The 16,260-nt window shown below is 46.3% G+C and carries 20 protein-coding genes and 2 pseudogenes; 16 read left to right on the forward strand and 6 right to left on the reverse strand.

Features of this window, described 5'->3' with window-relative positions; translation table 11 throughout:
* Window positions 1-179: 179 nt before the first annotated feature.
* Window positions 180-863, reverse strand: coding sequence for a cytochrome b/b6 domain-containing protein (locus ACRJJO_RS12325; RefSeq protein ID WP_431066021.1), 684 nt, complete (start codon window positions 861-863; stop codon window positions 180-182).
* Window positions 864-965: 102 nt separating this feature from the next.
* On the opposite strand from ACRJJO_RS12325, the gene ACRJJO_RS12330 reads away from it, so the two are divergent.
* Complete coding sequence (locus tag ACRJJO_RS12330; protein ID WP_125217434.1) at window positions 966-1,514, forward strand: LuxR C-terminal-related transcriptional regulator; 549 nt, start codon at window positions 966-968, stop codon at window positions 1,512-1,514.
* A gap of 453 nt (window positions 1,515-1,967) precedes the next feature.
* Here ACRJJO_RS12330 and ACRJJO_RS12335 read toward each other — a convergent pair whose 3' ends face one another.
* Together ACRJJO_RS12335 and ACRJJO_RS12340 are read right to left on the reverse strand one after the other, a co-directional pair.
* On the reverse strand, window positions 1,968-2,426 hold the full coding sequence (locus ACRJJO_RS12335; protein WP_404359411.1) for a hypothetical protein: 459 nt from the start codon (window positions 2,424-2,426) through the stop codon (window positions 1,968-1,970).
* On the reverse strand, window positions 2,314-2,580 hold the full coding sequence (locus tag ACRJJO_RS12340) for a cation-transporting P-type ATPase (protein WP_431066022.1): 267 nt from the start codon (window positions 2,578-2,580) through the stop codon (window positions 2,314-2,316). Before ACRJJO_RS12340 ends, ACRJJO_RS12335 begins: the two co-directional genes overlap by 113 nt.
* 181 nt (window positions 2,581-2,761) lie before the next feature.
* Between ACRJJO_RS12340 and ACRJJO_RS12345 the strand changes: the two genes are divergently transcribed.
* Entirely contained in the window at window positions 2,762-3,010 is a 249-nt protein-coding gene (locus ACRJJO_RS12345) for a hypothetical protein (protein WP_431066023.1), read from the forward strand.
* A gap of 182 nt (window positions 3,011-3,192) precedes the next feature.
* On the opposite strand, the gene ACRJJO_RS12350 is transcribed toward ACRJJO_RS12345, so the two are convergent.
* Window positions 3,193-3,759, reverse strand: a complete 567-nt coding sequence (locus ACRJJO_RS12350; RefSeq protein ID WP_431066024.1) for a TetR/AcrR family transcriptional regulator — start codon at window positions 3,757-3,759, stop codon at window positions 3,193-3,195.
* A gap of 205 nt (window positions 3,760-3,964) precedes the next feature.
* On the opposite strand from ACRJJO_RS12350, the gene ACRJJO_RS12355 reads away from it, so the two are divergent.
* From ACRJJO_RS12355 to ACRJJO_RS12400, 10 genes are all read left to right on the forward strand, one after another.
* Entirely contained in the window at window positions 3,965-5,059 is a 1,095-nt protein-coding gene (locus ACRJJO_RS12355) for a lactonase family protein (protein WP_431066025.1), read from the forward strand.
* 43 nt (window positions 5,060-5,102) lie between these two features.
* Complete coding sequence (locus ACRJJO_RS12360) at window positions 5,103-5,723, forward strand: cytochrome P460 family protein (RefSeq protein ID WP_431066026.1); 621 nt, start codon at window positions 5,103-5,105, stop codon at window positions 5,721-5,723.
* Window positions 5,724-5,804: 81 nt separating this feature from the next.
* The gene (locus ACRJJO_RS12365) at window positions 5,805-6,185 is read left to right on the forward strand and encodes a DUF4383 domain-containing protein (protein WP_431066027.1); all 381 of its coding nucleotides are present in this window, start codon (window positions 5,805-5,807) and stop codon (window positions 6,183-6,185) included.
* A complete protein-coding gene (locus ACRJJO_RS12370; protein WP_431066028.1) occupies window positions 6,176-6,643 on the forward strand; it encodes a GNAT family N-acetyltransferase in 468 nt (155 codons plus the stop codon). Before ACRJJO_RS12365 ends, ACRJJO_RS12370 begins: the two co-directional genes overlap by 10 nt.
* A gap of 458 nt (window positions 6,644-7,101) precedes the next feature.
* Entirely contained in the window at window positions 7,102-7,620 is a 519-nt protein-coding gene (locus ACRJJO_RS12375; RefSeq protein ID WP_431066029.1) for an adenylate kinase, read from the forward strand.
* Complete coding sequence (locus ACRJJO_RS12380; protein WP_431066030.1) at window positions 7,601-8,395, forward strand: NAD(P)-dependent oxidoreductase; 795 nt, start codon at window positions 7,601-7,603, stop codon at window positions 8,393-8,395. Before ACRJJO_RS12375 ends, ACRJJO_RS12380 begins: the two co-directional genes overlap by 20 nt.
* A 53-nt stretch (window positions 8,396-8,448) precedes the next feature.
* A complete protein-coding gene (locus ACRJJO_RS12385; protein WP_431066031.1) occupies window positions 8,449-9,039 on the forward strand; it encodes a Crp/Fnr family transcriptional regulator in 591 nt (196 codons plus the stop codon).
* A gap of 105 nt (window positions 9,040-9,144) precedes the next feature.
* Entirely contained in the window at window positions 9,145-9,771 is a 627-nt protein-coding gene (locus tag ACRJJO_RS12390) for an NAD(P)H-dependent oxidoreductase (RefSeq protein WP_431066032.1), read from the forward strand.
* Between the two features lies 1 nt (window position 9,772).
* The gene (locus ACRJJO_RS12395) at window positions 9,773-10,231 is read left to right on the forward strand and encodes a DMT family transporter (protein ID WP_431066033.1); all 459 of its coding nucleotides are present in this window, start codon (window positions 9,773-9,775) and stop codon (window positions 10,229-10,231) included.
* Window positions 10,221-11,018 (forward strand): GNAT family N-acetyltransferase, encoded by a 798-nt coding sequence (locus tag ACRJJO_RS12400; RefSeq protein WP_431066034.1) that lies wholly within the window; start codon window positions 10,221-10,223, stop codon window positions 11,016-11,018. The genes ACRJJO_RS12395 and ACRJJO_RS12400 overlap by 11 nt, the downstream gene beginning before the upstream one ends.
* A 424-nt stretch (window positions 11,019-11,442) precedes the next feature.
* Here ACRJJO_RS12400 and ACRJJO_RS12405 read toward each other — a convergent pair whose 3' ends face one another.
* Window positions 11,443-12,297 carry a LysR family transcriptional regulator gene (locus ACRJJO_RS12405; protein WP_431066035.1) on the reverse strand — a complete coding sequence of 285 codons (855 nt, stop codon included), beginning with the start codon at window positions 12,295-12,297 and terminating at the stop codon, window positions 11,443-11,445.
* Between the two features lie 134 nt (window positions 12,298-12,431).
* On the opposite strand from ACRJJO_RS12405, the gene ACRJJO_RS12410 reads away from it, so the two are divergent.
* Together ACRJJO_RS12410 and ACRJJO_RS12415 are read left to right on the forward strand one after the other, a co-directional pair.
* Window positions 12,432-13,178, forward strand: coding sequence for an FMN-dependent NADH-azoreductase (locus ACRJJO_RS12410; RefSeq protein WP_431066036.1), 747 nt, complete (start codon window positions 12,432-12,434; stop codon window positions 13,176-13,178).
* Window positions 13,111-13,332, forward strand: a pseudogene (locus tag ACRJJO_RS12415) (transposase); the annotation flags it as partial. The gene ACRJJO_RS12410 and the pseudogene ACRJJO_RS12415, both read left to right, overlap by 68 nt.
* A 212-nt stretch (window positions 13,333-13,544) precedes the next feature.
* Here the strand turns inward: ACRJJO_RS12415 and ACRJJO_RS12420 are convergent.
* Window positions 13,545-14,426: a LysR family transcriptional regulator gene (locus ACRJJO_RS12420; protein ID WP_404359429.1), complete on the reverse strand. Its 882-nt coding sequence runs from the start codon at window positions 14,424-14,426 to the stop codon at window positions 13,545-13,547.
* 275 nt (window positions 14,427-14,701) lie between these two features.
* On the opposite strand from ACRJJO_RS12420, the pseudogene ACRJJO_RS12425 reads away from it, so the two are divergent.
* Together ACRJJO_RS12425 and ACRJJO_RS12430 are read left to right on the forward strand one after the other, a co-directional pair.
* Window positions 14,702-15,304 (forward strand): annotated as a pseudogene (locus ACRJJO_RS12425) (FMN-dependent NADH-azoreductase).
* Between the two features lie 64 nt (window positions 15,305-15,368).
* Window positions 15,369-16,226: a pirin family protein gene (locus ACRJJO_RS12430; RefSeq protein WP_431066037.1), complete on the forward strand. Its 858-nt coding sequence runs from the start codon at window positions 15,369-15,371 to the stop codon at window positions 16,224-16,226.
* Window positions 16,227-16,260: the final 34 nt, after the last annotated feature.

Genomic DNA, 16,260 nt, shown 5'->3' on the forward strand with positions numbered 1-16,260 from the left:
GAACCAATTGTTCAGAATTGAAATGCTTACTACCAAAAAAGGGGGGGCAGGTTAAGTTATTAATTCAACCTGACCACTTTTTCTAGCCGCGCATAACCCACCGATTCAGTGTGCGCGATGAAATTCAGAATGTCTCAATTTAGTTCCTTTTCTTTAGGATTTTCATTATAGCCAGTGGGTCATTGATAAGTGTCATCGATTTCTTTTTCACCAGTCAACATGGCCTTAACCAATTTCTCTTTATCAATGTAGCTAGAAACGATGACTCCAACAATGTGCAAAAGCACCAACAATAGCGTCAGATTGGCGAATAGCTCATGCAATTCTTCCCAAAATTCTTCTGCTTGCTTATCGACCTTGTGGCTATTATTTATGACTTTAGATTCTTCATCTTCGTCGTCATCTTCCGCTTTGGCTTCAGCAATTAAACTAACCGATTGTATTTGTGACTGCGCTTGCCCTGCCGTTATGGCAAATGGGCCTTTATTGTCTTCAACGGCGTACAATTTCATGCCGGTCAAAGTGGTAACTGCCAGGCTGAACAAAAGTGCAATTACCATCGCTCCACCAGCCGGGTTGTGGCCGATATAGTGCTGTGGTTTACGCGTGATGAGATTTTTCAAATAGCCAAAAATCTTAGCAGGGGAATACACGAAACTAGTAAAACGCACATACTTACTACCGACAAAGCCCCACAGTATTCGAATGAGCAAATAAGCCCCCACAATATAGCCTGTCCACACATGTAGGGTCATGAAATCATCTTCGGTGAAATAAGCGGTAAAAAATGCAATTACCAAAGTCCAGTGCCCAATCCGAATCAATGGACTCCATACCTTTATGGTTCTTTTATTAGTTGTCATGTTGTTTCTCCTTATCAATTATCAGATACACATTAAGTGAAGCCTATATTGCGTTAAACTTGTATCTTTGGCATCCGTCATCCGACGTATAAGCGGCTATATATGGCATTTTTTAGTGATGATCCATCGATTAAAGATCAAAAACGGTTTAGCCAATGGGCTATTGTTCTCAGTTCGATTGTTTTTGTGCTGATTACGCTAGATATTATTGGTGATTATCGTGATGGCGTCCCATGGTCGCATTTGCTCATTGAAGTGCTGATTCTGATGCTTTCCCTGGCGGGTATTGTTTATTTTGGCAGGCTTTATTATCAATATGCGCAAACCAAAATTAATTTGCTAACACAGGATTTGGCATTGGCTAATCATCAAGCCCAACAATGGCGTGAGGCAAATCGTGAGCTGATTGCCGGCTTGGCTGTTCAAATACAAAAGCAGTTTGATACCTGGCAACTTACGCGAGCCGAAGCGGAAGTAGGCATGCTGATGTTAAAAGGCCTTAGCCATGCAGAAATTGCCAATGTACGCAATGCTAGCGAGCGCACCGTACGAGACCAAGCACGCGCGGTTTACCGGAAGTCCGGCTTGACCGGACGCACGGAGCTATCGGCTTTTTTCCTGGAAGATTTGTTACTTCCACGTCAACAATAGTAAATCCTACAATCAATTCATAATCTACGAAACTGGCGAAAACGGAACCAGAACTTGCAATCAAGCATTCATGGCTAAACTGACGGCAGGTATCCTTCAACTGCTGTCACAACAAGCTTCATCGAGCCGATAAAGCGCTTTATCAGGCCAAGGAAACCGGACGAAATCGATTCATCCTCTATGCGGCGTTGTGATGGCTTGCGCGTTAGCACGTATAGGGTTAAGGATTGCAAGTTACCGCGTTGAGGTTAAAGACAAGAAGCCAGTGGAGCCAAAGTGAAGCAAAAAGCATTTGTCAGAGCTTAGGAAGGCCCTGATGTGATTGGTGATCGCGCGTTCTCAGAAGCCGAGGAAACGATCAAAAAATCTAGTCAAAAAGGCCAGCTTGGAGTAGCGTTTTCCCAAGGATAGGTTCGAAAATGCCTTTAAACTTCCTATATTTTTGGCCTTCACTCATTCGTTGCCCTGCACCTGTTGGCCCTTGTGCGCGTTGATCAGCATGTGGCATTCCAAGCAGGATCGCTCGAGCCTAAGCGCTGCCTCCTTGGTCAGTTCTGCATCGCTTTGTGCAGTTGCTCGTTTCAGGTCGTGTATGGCTTCATTGAAGGACTTGCCATGCTTCTCGTAGACGTCTGTGGACAGATAGCCATCAATTGTGGCGGCGTACCTTTCCATGTCCACGGCTGCGGCATTGACACGGTTGAGTCTGCCCCGAACGATCGCATCGAGGACATCTTGCATCGAGTCTGACTTTCGACGCATCAATTGGTTCTTCAAGTTGCGATGAGACGGATTCTTATCATATTCGCCGGCATAGCGCCAAACCTCGCCAAAGAGCCAAACGCCTAGAGCGACAAACAAAGCGCCACTTAAGAGCGCAACCCTCCACTGCAAGCGATTTCTTTGACTCATGCTTTTCTCCTAGCAGAAAACGAAGTAAAGGCCCCCGCGTTTTTGGCGATGGAAAACGATTCGGACTACTGGTATTAAGAGGTTCCTGGGCTTGTTGAGTGGATAAACCATCTCTGTCGACCTGCAAGTCTTCCAATACCAGCTTGATATACAAGGAATGTCAGTCTCTTGGTTCTTGAAATACGGCTTTTTTGTCATGATTTCTTGAAGTTCAATAGTAAAGATTGGTTATTATTCCCATTCCAACTCAAGGAATTTATCAAAAACACCTTACTATTAACTGACTCAAAGTAAGATTTGAATTTGGTGGTCTGATTCTGGCCGTTGCCCGTCTAGTGATCATCATTCGCCGCATCCGGCAAAACCACCACAAACGGACCTGCCTGAAAAACCAACCGAAGCCGAGGCAGCAATTAACCGACGCCGATATCGAACGCGAGGCGAGGCCGGGAGAGCCGAGGGCGGCTGTGATCGCGCGTTTGACTGGTAATTCGGTGGCCAAGGACGCCAAGCCGGGGGAGATCTTTGATCAGGTGTTGCAACGGAAGCGGGAATTGGCGGATGTTAGGCGGAAGTTGAGGTAAATTGGCAGGTTACGCCCCTTTGCTGACTAATGAATCCTCGTTTTGAATGGCAGGCATGGAACCATTACCCGACCTTTAGATTACTATTACCATGCATGATTACGACACCTTATTCGTTCGGACTGGAAAACACCCTTGGTCTGGTTACAACTGACATCAAACCAAGTTGTCAGCTAAGAACGTTAAGCGTCTACCGTATGAGCATCAATCAGTTGCTCGGCAACTGTAGCGATGTTTACGGATGCTTCGGATTTATCGATCGATGCAATGGCCGACATACCTTCCAGCAGCACGAACAATTTATAAGCCAAAATGGCTGGCTCGCGGGCACCGAGCGAGATACACAACTTTTCTATAACGCTGCGTTCCCATTGTTTAAATTGTAAACAAGCCTCTTCTATCGCTTTGTCTTTACCTGCAAACTCGCTCATCGCATTGACGGCTAAACAACCGTGAAAGTTGACATCACCAAACCAGGTGGCCGCATCGTCGAAAATCGTTAGGATTTTTTCCCTAGGGCCTTGCGACATATCGTTCAGCAATTCGTTCATTTGTTGCTGGCAGCTGGCACGATAGTGGGCCAGTACCGCTACGATCAGTTCGTTCTTGGTCGGAAAGTATTTGTACATGGTTCGCTTGGATACCCCGGCTTCACGCATGATCGAATCCACGCCGGTCGCAAAAAAACCGTTCGATTTAAACAGCTTGTATGCCGCTTCAACGATAATATCCCGCTTGTCTGTAGTCATAAATTCCAAGGCCTTTCGTTATCAATTCCCGAATAGCATAACAACACGCCGGCATAAGTAAACAGATTTGTATACAAAACAGTTGACAGAGTAAACAGATCGGTATACATTCAACTGCGAGTAAACAAATCGGTTTACTGTGTACAGTGTAAGCGGTTAGCCCCCTTGCATACTAATGTTGTTTATCAACTGATGGAGTTTGGTCATGAAAAATCGAGTAAGACTGATGGTTTTGGGAGTCTTAGTTTCCGCACTGGCATCGGGCGTTTGTCATGCAAAAAACAAAGCGAAAGAAACCGTGTATACCTTATCCAACGACGCTAACCATAATGCGGTGTTGGCTTTTGATCGCGAAAAGAACGGATATTTGCATGCGGCCGGGCAATTCGATACCGGCGGAACTGGCACCGGGGGAGGATTGGGAAATCAGGGCGCTTTGGCTCTGAGTAGAAACGAGCGCTATTTATTTGCGATCAATGCCGGAAGCGACGACGTTTCCGTTTTCAGGGTTTCAAAATCCGGACTGGAGCTACTGGACAGAGCCCAGGTTTTGGGCGATGAACCGGTGAGTGTGACTGTCGATCACAACTTGGTCTATGTAGTGAATACCGGAGATGATTCCATTTTCGGTTTCCGTTTCGATCCTCGTAGTGGCCGGTTGCGACCTTTGCCGGAATCCTATCGAGCCTTAAGCGCCACCGGCTCGGCTCCGGCACAAATCAGTTTTAGCACAGAAGGCAAAGCGCTGGTGATTACCGAAAAGGCCACCGATAAGATCACGACCTTCGCCTTGGACGATAACGGTTTGCCCGCTACCCGACATACCTTAGATTCGGCTGGCACCACGCCTTTCGGCTTTTCTTTCGGTAAACGCGACCGGTTTTTCGTTGCCGAAGCAGCCGGAGGCAATGCGAACGCCTCGACGGTATCGTCCTATGAAATCATGGAAGACGGGACTGTCCGCCTGTTAGACGGTGCGGTTGCAGTCGGCCAAACCGCAGCCTGTTGGCTGACTACGACGCCTAACGGGCGCATCGCGTTTACCTCAAATACACCGGCCGACAGCATATCGTCATTTGAGATAGACCGAGCCGGGAATCTGACTCTGCTGGAAAATATTGCCGCACAGGAAGACGGTCCCAGGGATATGACCATTTCAGACGATGGACGGACCGTTTACACCCTGAACGGCGGCAGCAATACCATTGGCGTTTACCGGGTGTTACCTAAAGGAAAATTACAAAAGCTGCAAAGCGTCGATCAGCTGCCGTCCGGGTTTACCGGCCTGGTGGTGCGCTGACAAACAACCGTATTTCCGATAAATAAAATCCCAGGAGTGTGTCATGGCGTTACATAACCAAATCAACAAACAAAAATTAATCGCGTACGTTTGTTTCTCAGGCATCGCGATATCGGCACCGTCGTTTGCGGACGATGGTATGCAGGCATCCAAAAGCTATGTGCAATTCGATCAATCCGGACAATTGACCAGACCGACCGGCTATCGGGAGTGGATCTTTGTCGGCACGCCGCTTACCCCAAACGATATGAACAATGGCAAAGCGGCGTTCCCGGAGTTTCATAACGTCTATATCGACCCGGCCAGTTGGGGGCATTGGAAGAAGCTAGGCGAATTTCCGGACGATACGATTATCGTTAAAGAACTGGTAAGCGTCGGCAGCAAACAGGCACCCAGCGGAAACGGCTACTTTCAAGGCGAATATATCGGTTTGGAGGCGATGGTGAAAAGCGGGCAACGATTCCCGAAAGCACCGGGAAACTGGGGTTTCTTTCGTTTCACGATCGAAAACAGTGAATTATTACATAGTTCCGCGAAGGCGCAGCCAGGCGAAAACTGTCAAACTTGCCACCAAACTCATGCCGCCAAAGACCAGGTCTTTACCCAGTTTTATCCGGTATTGCGTGCCGCAGCCGGAAAAGGCCAGGCAGGAACGGGCCGTTAATGATCTTTATGTCGAGAATGGAAGCCGAATTTTTGGGCAGGGATGCCATTTTCATCAAATTTTTAGTGTGGAGAAATCTCTATGAACGCACGAAATATCTGTTTAATTTATGGCTTGGCATTTTTTTTGGTTGGTATCCTGGGTTTTATTCATAATCCAATCATTTCTGTCATCGGCGTATTCCAAACTAACGCCGTTCACAACATGATTCACATCGGTTTAGGCGGCGCATTTATTGCCGGTGCGCTAAAGTTTCCCGCAAAGGCCACTATGGTGTTAAAGATGCTGGGTGTTGGAGGCATTGCAGTGGCCATTTTTGGGGGGATAACCGGCGGTAATCTGATGTTAGGCATTATTCATGTCAACGAAGCTGACCATTGGTTGCATTTAGGTTTGGGCTTCGCCGTATTGGGATCGGGATTCGTCCTTCCAAATCGAACTGTAGAACGGCAATGGGCTTAAAATTGATTCGTCTGAGTCAAATCGAGTTAGCGGACATTATTGCGCTACACAACGATCCCAGTGTTTTGCGCCATTTGCCTCTCGCAGGTGGAAATTTCGACGAATTCGAATGTATGAGATGGGTGGAGAGTAAAGAAACTCAGTGGGAAGTCAACGGCTATGGCCCTTGGGGAATTGTGATCAATGGTGTTTTCGCAGGTTGGGGTGGGTTTCAGCGTGAAATGGGCGATGCTGATCTGGCACTGGTTTTGTCACCTGAATATTGGGGGCATGGAAGAGTCATCTACCGGAAAATTATCGGGATAGCCTTTCAGGAAATGGGGTTTAAGTCTGTTACCGCGCTTCTCCCTCCCAGTAGAGTCCATGCCAATGGAATGCTTCGTTTAGGGTTTCAAGCCGATGGGCAGGTGGAGATCTCTAACTCCATGTTTTATCGGTATCGCCTTTGGGCACCATAACAAATGCAGAATAAAGACTAAGTTGGCTATTGAGAAGAAGGGGATATGGACTGTTAGATGGAGACAATGAAAGGATATAACGCTAGAGTGCAGAGTTAAGCCGGATTGAGTAGGACACAGGTAATCACATTCCCATGTTTGCCATGACAGTCAACGCAATATAAACTGTTTCGCAATTGGCATTGAGTCTACGTTCGTTATAATCGTTGGTGTCATAAAGGAATATACCGATTGGAATTGTAGACCGGTCACTTAAAGGTCCAGATATACAATAATTTCTTAATTGGCCGTGACATAAACATATGAATACAGAATTTTCGCATCAATTTTTTCGAATTATTTCCGTCATTACATAAGAATGGTGGGTTTTGTTGCGTAGATAATATTGAAAACCCGCCCAAGAGGCGGGTTTTTTATTTCTAGCTTCTTGGGTTTTAGATAAGACCATAGGAGGCACTATGAAAAAAGTAGCAATATTCGGTAATGCCGGGGGTGGAAAATCCACGCTGGCGAAGCAATTGGCTGAAGCTTCTAACCTTCCGCTATACTCATTAGACAAAATAAAGTATCGGGAAGGCGGTAAAGAAATTTCACATGACGAGTATCTGAAACTACATGCCAGGCTAATAAGCCAAGATAAGTGGATTATTGATGGTTTTGGCAGTGTTTCATCAGCCTGGGAGCGTTTTTCAGTTGCGGATACGCTAATTTATATTGATCTGCCTTTACTAACCCACGGTATGTGGGTGACAAAGAGATTACTAAAAGGCTTATTTGTAAACCCCGAAGGCTGGCCTAAAAACAGCCCGATTTTCAAAGGGACATTAAATAGTTACCGAGTGCTTTGGCTATGCCATAAAAAACTAACGCCGGCTTATCGGAAACTGGTCGCTGAATCTATAGAATCAAAACAAGTTCATCATTTGAAGTCGCCGAATGAAATAAGAAAGTTTCTTTGTGAACTTCGGCAAGAATAATGTTGCTACTCAAACATCAGATTTGAAAAATCGGAACAGGAAAACAACCACGATGATTTTGCATTCCCAAGAAGCTAATAGGATGAATAGAAAGAAGGTTTGTATTGTCGGTGCATCAGGAAAGTTAGGGAGGTATATGGTTCGGCTGGCTTTGGATAAAGGTTATCAGGTCGTTGGCGTTTGCCGTGAAAGTAGTGTCCACAAGTTAGACGAATTTAAAGAGCGTATTTCCATCATTCCAGGGTTATCAAATGATCGGTCAGTTATTCAAAGGGCGGTGGATGGATGTGATGGCGTGTTGACCGTTTTAGTACCCTGGGGAGTGAATCATTATTCAACGGGCACGGCGCAAGCAGTACTGGATTTTTCTCCTCGGGATGCGCGATTAGTGTTTTCTTGCGGCTGGCATATTTCTATGGATGGAAAAGACGTTTATTCATGGAAACTGAAAGTATTAGTAAAGATTTTTAGCTGGATAGTTAAAGCGCTACGATTTGCCGATATCAGCGACCAGGTGGAAGCCTGCCGCCGAATTTTCGCCAGCAATAAAAAATGGACGGTCGTCCGGGGAAGCGATCTTACGGAAGGGGCGAGTCAAGGCTTGCCTTGCTGGAGTGAGCATGTCGGAGATCCTATTCTTAAAAGTAACCTAACACACCGTATCGATTTCGCTTTATTCATGGTTGAAGCACTGCTTAATGATAATCTCATACACAAAGCGCCTGCGATTGTCGGCAGGCTAACTCCGTCCGCGGTTGCGATGGGCCAAGGATAAGGAAGCCAGCAACCTCATTTCCAATCCAAGATAGGCATGGAGGAATCATTTTGGTGTATGACGAACATAAAGCTTTTATCGCGTTGAAGCAGTCTTTGGTTTCGTATTCGCCTATCAGCGATGAAACTTGGCAAGCCTTCCAAGGAATGACGGCTTTCAGATTGTTGCAAAAGAAAACAATGCTTTACCGGGCCGGTGAAATTCCGCGTTCTTATGCCTATGTTTATAAGGGCTTGATCAGGTGTTTTGTCTGCGATGAAAATGGCAATGAATACAATAAAATCTTTTTTGCCGAAGGCACATTTCCGGGAGCGATGACGGCATTACTGACCTCGAGCCCTTCTTTGCTGACATTCGAGGCCTTGGAAGAGTCCTTAATCATCGAGATCGATTTTGCCTGCTATCGACAGTTGTTGCTGGAAAATGACGATTTGAAATTATTTCAAATTCGTTATCTGGAAAAAAACTGGCTGCTCGCCAAAGACGCGCGTGAAATTGAAATCGTCCAGGAAGACGCGACTACGCGTTACTTACGTTTTATTGAAGAGTATCCCAATCTCGTTGACCGCCTTCCTCAATACCATATCGCTTCACACCTTGGCGTAACGCCGACCCAACTCAGCCGAATTCGAAAAAAGTTATAACTCATCAACCTATGTAAATGAATCAATAAATTTTTATTTGTATTCTTCTGCTCAACCTCTAATCGAAAGCTTTTGTTTAATCAATCGTAATAGGAGCAGAAGAAAATGAATCCAGTAGAAGCATTGAATTGGCGTTATGCGGTAAAGAAATTCACCAATGACAAAATCCCCGCCTCGCAGCTGAAAGAGCTTCTTAACATGACGCGGCTTAGTCCGTCTGCATACGGCTTGCAACCTTATGCTTTGATTGTGGTGGAGTCGGCAGATGTGCGTCAGCAGTTATTACCCTATTCATACGGGCAGGACAAAATTGCCGAGAGTTCGCATCTCATCGTATTTGCCGCCCATTCGGAACTTGGCGACAACACAGTTGATCGCTATATCGACAAATATGCGCAAATGACCAAGCAATCGGCTAGCGAGCTTTCCGGCTTTTCCGCGCATATGAAGTCGGCATTGGCCAGGATGACAAATGAGCAACGCCAGCAATGGGCTCATCAACAAGCCTATATTGCGCTCGGCAACTTTTTGACTTGCGCTGCACTGATGAAGATTGATTGCTGCCCGATGAGTGGCTTTGACCAAAATGGATACGACAGTGTGTTGCGACTAGCTGAAAAAGGTTTGACCTCCTCAGTGATTTGTCCGATTGGGCGTCGCCATCCCGACGATCAACAAGCGTGCAGACCGAAGGTGCGGTTTGATTATGACGAATTGGTACTGGAGATCTGAGGTGGGCCAGCTACCTTTTCTCGCGTTGCTTGCCGGTGCGGCCATCGCCTGCCAGGCGACGATGAATGCCCGACTTGGCGTATTGCTGAATAACCCGTTATTGGCATCGGGCATCGCATTTTTGTTTAGCTTTTTATTGACTGCGGCAGCGGTGGCCACATCAACCAAACACTATCCACAAATTGCCCAGATCAAAGCGGTACCCGTCTATTTGTGGTTTGCCGGGTCGACATTAAGTGCGTTCGGTGTGGCTACGTTTTATTATTTGATCCCGAAGATGGGGGTTGGCTCCATGACATCATTTGCATTGTCGGGACAAATACTGGTTGCCATGATCGCAGGCCATTTCCGATGGTTCGGATTAGCCGAAAATCCAATTAACACGCTTAAAATGGTTGGTATGGCCACTCTTATCGTCGGCGTATACCTGATTAATTGGGAGTCGCCCCATGGATATTGACGAAGCAAATCTTAATAATCTCACCGGGCTGTGGAAAAAATACGGCTTTGATGTCCTTAATGACGCAATGGGGCCAGCCATGTTGATTAATCCTAGCTGGCCTCATCGTTGTTGGTACGAATCCCTCCCATCTATTGATGATCAAAAAGATAATTTGTTACAAGCTATCAATGACGGTGCGTTACTTACCGGAATATCACAGTCAACGGTTATTCCGATATGGTCCTTCGTGAGCACTAGGCCTACTAATCTCCTGCCTTTTCAGGCAGAACTTGAATTTCTCGAAAAGGAATTAATCGCGCAAAAATGGGCTTGCCATTTCGAGCAAACCGCGATGTACCTAGAGTTGCCAGATGAAACGACCATCGCACCTTCGGTAAACCTTGAATTTCCAATACGGATCGTAACCTCATACGAAGAGCTGGCACTATGGATTGACGTTTGTGAAGATGCCTTTGATTATGACATCGAAGCATTAGTGCTGGAGCCCTTAATCGGCGATAAGGATATACGGATAATGTTGGGCGATATAGATGATCAAGCGGTGGCGGCTGCACTGCTATATAAAACTGACCATACCATTGGAATACATCAAGTTGGCGTTAAAAAAGCGTTCCAAGGCAAGGGACTTGCTTCGCGATTAATGCATGAAATCTTAGGGATTTGCATTCAGTGGGGCGGAAAAAATGCGGTGTTACAGGCTTCGCAAGCGGGAATTTCTCTATATCATCGTCTTGGTTTTAACAGCCAATTTATAATCAAAAACTATCGGAGGCGCTCCCCATGATGAACTTAATGAGTAACAACGCCAGACAGCGGATCGGCTCGGGGTGACGGGATTGCGCCCATCACTGCTGACTTCTCCCTAACTCTCATTCGGGAGATCTCCCCGGGTAAGGCGCTAAAACTTTCTGCCCGTGCCGCCAAGCTCTACCTGATGCGTCTTTCGGTAACGGTTGGATTTCGTGTTCCCTAGCACACTCATCGCCCACACCCGGCCTCACTGCTTATTCGTGTTCCTACGGTCGTGCTTTTGCTATCCGCTTCTTTCAGGCTGGCCTCACGGCTTCCCCCTTGCGGTTTCGCTACGGTTGTCGTTACTCTCTCCGGTTATCTCCTTTCAGATAACAAGTTTTAGCCCATGCTGGGCACACTAGGATGCGGTTCGTACCTCACCGCATCTACCGAGCTTTGTCTTGATTGCTGGGGATTTACCTCTCTGTAAGTAACTTGTCTAACCATTCTATAAACATAAAGTTATGTCGAGAAAGGTGTTTTTCTTTATTTGCTATGTAGTAACAGAGCTGAGAATTGATGGCTTGGGTGTTCAACTCGATTAACACGCCTGCTTTTACATAGCCTTGAGTAAGCGTTCTCGAACAGAATACATAGGCGTTTTCTAGCAAAGATTGTTGAATACCAAATAACTCTTGATCAAAACGTCTAACTTTAATTTGCTTATTTTGTAAGCCGTTGAGTTGCAGCCATGCTTGCAATGGCACGCTTGGTAAGCTGCTATTTTTCCAATCGGTGGTGTAAATAGTCATTTGCTCTGTCTGATTAAATTGTGCGGCAGTGTGAGCTGAGCAAAATAAATTAAATTGTTCGAGTTTGATTACGTCAGCGCTTGATTGTTTGTCAATTTCACCGAGTCGAATGGGTAAGGTGAAGATGTTTGCTTCAATGCTCTCACCGCTCGTGATATTCACGTTGCTCTCAGGATATTGAGTATAAAATTCTTGAAGAGCGGGAATGAGTACCAAAGCGGCAAATGACGACGTGGTTGCGACATTAATTTGTTTATCTTTTACAGCAATTTTTTCGATCGCCGTTTCAATAGTTTGAAAACCTTGGCTAGTAGCGGCTGCCAGTTCTTTACCAAGTTCAGTGAGTGCCACCTTTCTTGCTGTACGCATGAATAAGGTAACGCTTAATCGCTGCTCAAGTTTATTAATGTGATGAGAAACAGCTGTGGGTGAAATGGATAATTCAGCGGCTGCTGCTTTAAAACTCCCCAGTCTGGCAGCTGATTCGAACGCCTTGAGCGCGGGCAAAGAAACTTGCATGATTTCTTCTCCTTAATCAGCAAAAATAAATAATAGATGAATTTTACTCATCTTTAAGTGTTTTTTACTCGTTTGTGATTAGTCCTATGAAGCAGAAAAATAACAGTCAGATTTAACAAGAAGAGGTATCAAAAATGAATGTTATTTTACATGTGGATTCTAGTGTTAGAGCCATTTCGAATGCAAACCAAGAGCACGGCGGCTCCATTTCTAAAAAGCTGGCAAAAAAGTTTATTTCACGATTGAAAGAGGGAGTTAACATAGATGAGTATATTTATCGTGATGTCGGCGTAAATCCGCCTCAGTTTATTACTCAAGATTGGATAGGCGCAGTATTTACCCCGGAATCGAAAAGAACTTCTCAGCAACAGCAGATTTTGGCGCAGTCAGATGAGCTTATTGCTGAGGTCGAAAAAGCTAATTTCATCGTTATTTCATCACCAATGTATAACTACGGAATGCCTGCGCAGTTAAAAGCTTGGTTTGATCAAATCATACGCATCAACAAAACCTTTGATTTTGATTTGGCGCGCGGCGATAAGCCTCTGGCTCCTATATTGTCTGGTAAGACATTATTGATTATTACTTCAAGTGGTGAGTTTGGTTTTGAAAAAGGCGGAATAAACGAAGCATCCAGTCATTTAGTGCCGCATTTACGCACTTTGAGCAAGTACTTAGGCGTGACAGAAATTTACGAGATAGGGTCAGAATATCAGGAGTTTGCAGATCATAGGCATGAAAAATCATTGCAAATGGCCGAGTCTAAAGCCAATGAACTCGCTTCTGTATTGGCCGAAAAGCTGAGGCTAACGTCTGGAAAAGTTACCGAAAGCCATGCAACCCAAAGTGAAAGAGGCCTTGCACAACGTTTGGCAGGCTGAGACAAGGAAAGAAACCGGTCAAGCATTCGAGCATTGCGTTAAACGATTTAGCCCAAAATATCCCAAAGTTATGGAATATTTAGCCAAAGATAAAGACTCGCTGTCGGCATTTTATAATTATCCTGCCGAAAACTGGCGGCATATTCGAACCACCATTGCAGAAGCTCAAGTTGCAATAAAATCTTATTCTGTACTGGTACTAATCCCTGGTCAGCTCCAATGCGAATGGGTGCTTAGGTGAATAAGTTTTTCGTACTTAACAAAGGTTGGCCGTGCGTATTGACGTGCGGCCAAGATTGTCCCGCTGAATGCTTGTATCCCCTTTAACGCAGGCTATTTCTTAAACAAAGAAAGAGACCGCGCATCTCAATCCGTTACTTCTCTTAATAACGCAGCGAAGCGTTGTACGCCCGGTCCGGCAAAATCCGTGCGGGTTACAATCAAATACAAAGGTACTTCTCGGATCGAGCCTTCCTGTAATGGCAAGGGTTTGAGTAATCCTGCTGCCATTTCTTGGCGAATATGAGTTTCCGGTAACCAAGCGAAACCATAACCGTTTGCCACGGCCTCGATCGACGTGGCGATTTGGCTGACCGTCCAACGCTGATCAACCTCAACCGTCACCGCCCGTTGATCGCGTTTGCTGCCGGAATCGCGCACCACAATATGCCGGAATTTCCGTAGGTCGCGATAAGTTAAGGCATGCGATTGCTGGTGTAAGGGATGATCAACGTGGGCCACGGCTACTAACTTAACCTGTGTCAGCACATCACCCAAAAAGCCCGGTGGCACCTGCGGCGAAATTGCCAGATCAACCTGTCCGCTCAATAGTGCATCCGCGGTGCCTCCCAATACCGATTCGATCAGTTCGACTCGTGTACCGGGACTCTCCCTGCCAAACCGGTCCAAACAAGCCAATAACGTAGCCGATGGAAACAGAATTTCAACGGCCAGCGTGATGGTGGCTTCCCAACCAGCGGACAACTTATGCGCCGCTTGCTCTAGTTCATTGGCTTCGTTCACCAACGCCAAGGCTCGCCGATAGAGCATCTGTCCGGTTGGCGTCAGCACGGATTTCCGCCCTTGAATCTCGAAAGCTTTGACGTTCAGCAGAGTTTCAATTTTTTGCACGGCATAAGTGACCGCTGACTGGCTTTTATTGAGCTTTTCAGCCGCTTGGGCGTAACCGCCCGCATCGACCACTTCGATCAGGGCGCGCCATTGTTCCAGAGAAATGTAAGGACTCACAGAAACCTATCGAATAAATGAATCATTATTAACCAATAATTATACTTTTTTATCGATCTATTAACGAGTTAAATAAGGCCACCGTTAATCCTAAAAAAATCAGTTGAGCATTCTAAATTCCGTTCACCCTGAGCCCAGTCGAAGGGTGATTGGGATTTAGAATGCTCACCCAATGGGTGGCCCGTGAAATCCGTACATGCTTCGACAAGCTCAACACGAATGTATTCCACGCACTTCAACTGATTTTTTTAAATTAATCAAAGAGGAAAAATGCCATGACCACCTTACTGCAAATCCAATCCAGCTTGTTTTCAACGGACGGACAATCGAGCCAACTGAGCAATGCCTTTGTCTCCGCTTGGCAGCGCAATCAGCCTGATAGCCAAATCAAAGTGCGCGATCTGGCCTTATCGCCATTACCGCATCTGGATGCGGAACGCGTTACCGCCTTTTTAGCGCTAGAGGAAAGCCGAACAGCGATGCAGCAACAATTAGTCAAGCTATCGGATGACTTAATCAATGAACTCAAACAGTCGGACATTCTCGTCATCGGTGTACCCATGTATAACTTCGGCATTCCATCGACGCTCAAAGCTTACTTCGATCACATTGCCCGCGCCGGCGTGACGTTTCGTTATACGTAACATGGTCCGGAAGGTTTATTGGCGGGCAAAAAAGCCTATATCTTTGCAACGCGTGGCGGTCAGTACGCCGGAACCGCGCTGGATACGCAAACTGCTTATGTCAGGGATTTTCTTAGTTTTCTGGGGATTACCGATGTTGATTTCATTTACGCCGAAGGTCTGAACATGAGCGCCGATGTCAAAGAAAAAGCCTTGGTGGAAGCCAAAGTGAAATTGGCTGCACTGGCCGCGTAAACGCCGCAAACCTTCGTAATCGATAATGCGCATACAGTGTCGCGATTTTCCTAAAGGAGTTCATATGAAGACACGTATTCTTCAACAAATCATTCCGTCGATCGCTACCTCGGATGGCGGCGGCGTCAAGCTGCGCCGTAGTTTGGGACAAAACCAGAGCTTACGGGTCGATCCGTTTCTAATGCTCGATGAATTTTCTTCCAACAATGCCGACGACTATATCGCCGGATTCCCCAGTCATCCGCATCGGGGATTCGAAACAGTGATCTACATGCTGGACGGCCATATGCTGCATGAAGACCATCTGGGCAATAAAGGCGATTTGAAAAGCGGCGGCGCTCAATGGATGACGGCGGGACGCGGTATTATTCACTCGGAAATGCCGCAACAAGAAAGCGGACGCATGCGCGGATTCCAGCTTTGGATCAACTTGCCGGCCAAGGAAAAAATGAAGCCGGCGCGTTATCAGGATATTCAGCCCGATGAAATTCCGGTTCTTGTATTGCCGGACGACGGTGAAGTCAAAGTCATTGCGGGTTACGTAGAACTCGATGGCGCTACCGTTAGCGGCCCAATCCAGGGCTTGACGACCCAAGCGGTGTTTTTGGATATGAGACTACCGGCACACAGCCGGTTTGTCCAAGCCATCACTAAGGAGCACAATGCCTTTGTTTATCCCTATGAAGGACAGATTGAAATCGGTATTGCCGATCAGTCTCGCTCGTTGGCATCGCAGATGGCAGGCGTATTGTCTGGCGGCGATCGCATCGAGATTCGGACAACCGAACAACCAGCCGCTTTTCTAGTGCTTGCAGGCCGGCCATTACGAGAACCGGTGGTGCAATATGGGCCATTCGTCATGAATACACGAGACGAAATCGATCAAGCACTGAGCGACTATAGAAATGGGCAATTGGTATGAGCGCTGATTCAATGTTGAGCCCCGTTCTGTTCAT

Source organism: Methylotuvimicrobium sp., from assembly GCF_050611805.1.
Taxonomy (GTDB): domain Bacteria; phylum Pseudomonadota; class Gammaproteobacteria; order Methylococcales; family Methylomonadaceae; genus Methylotuvimicrobium.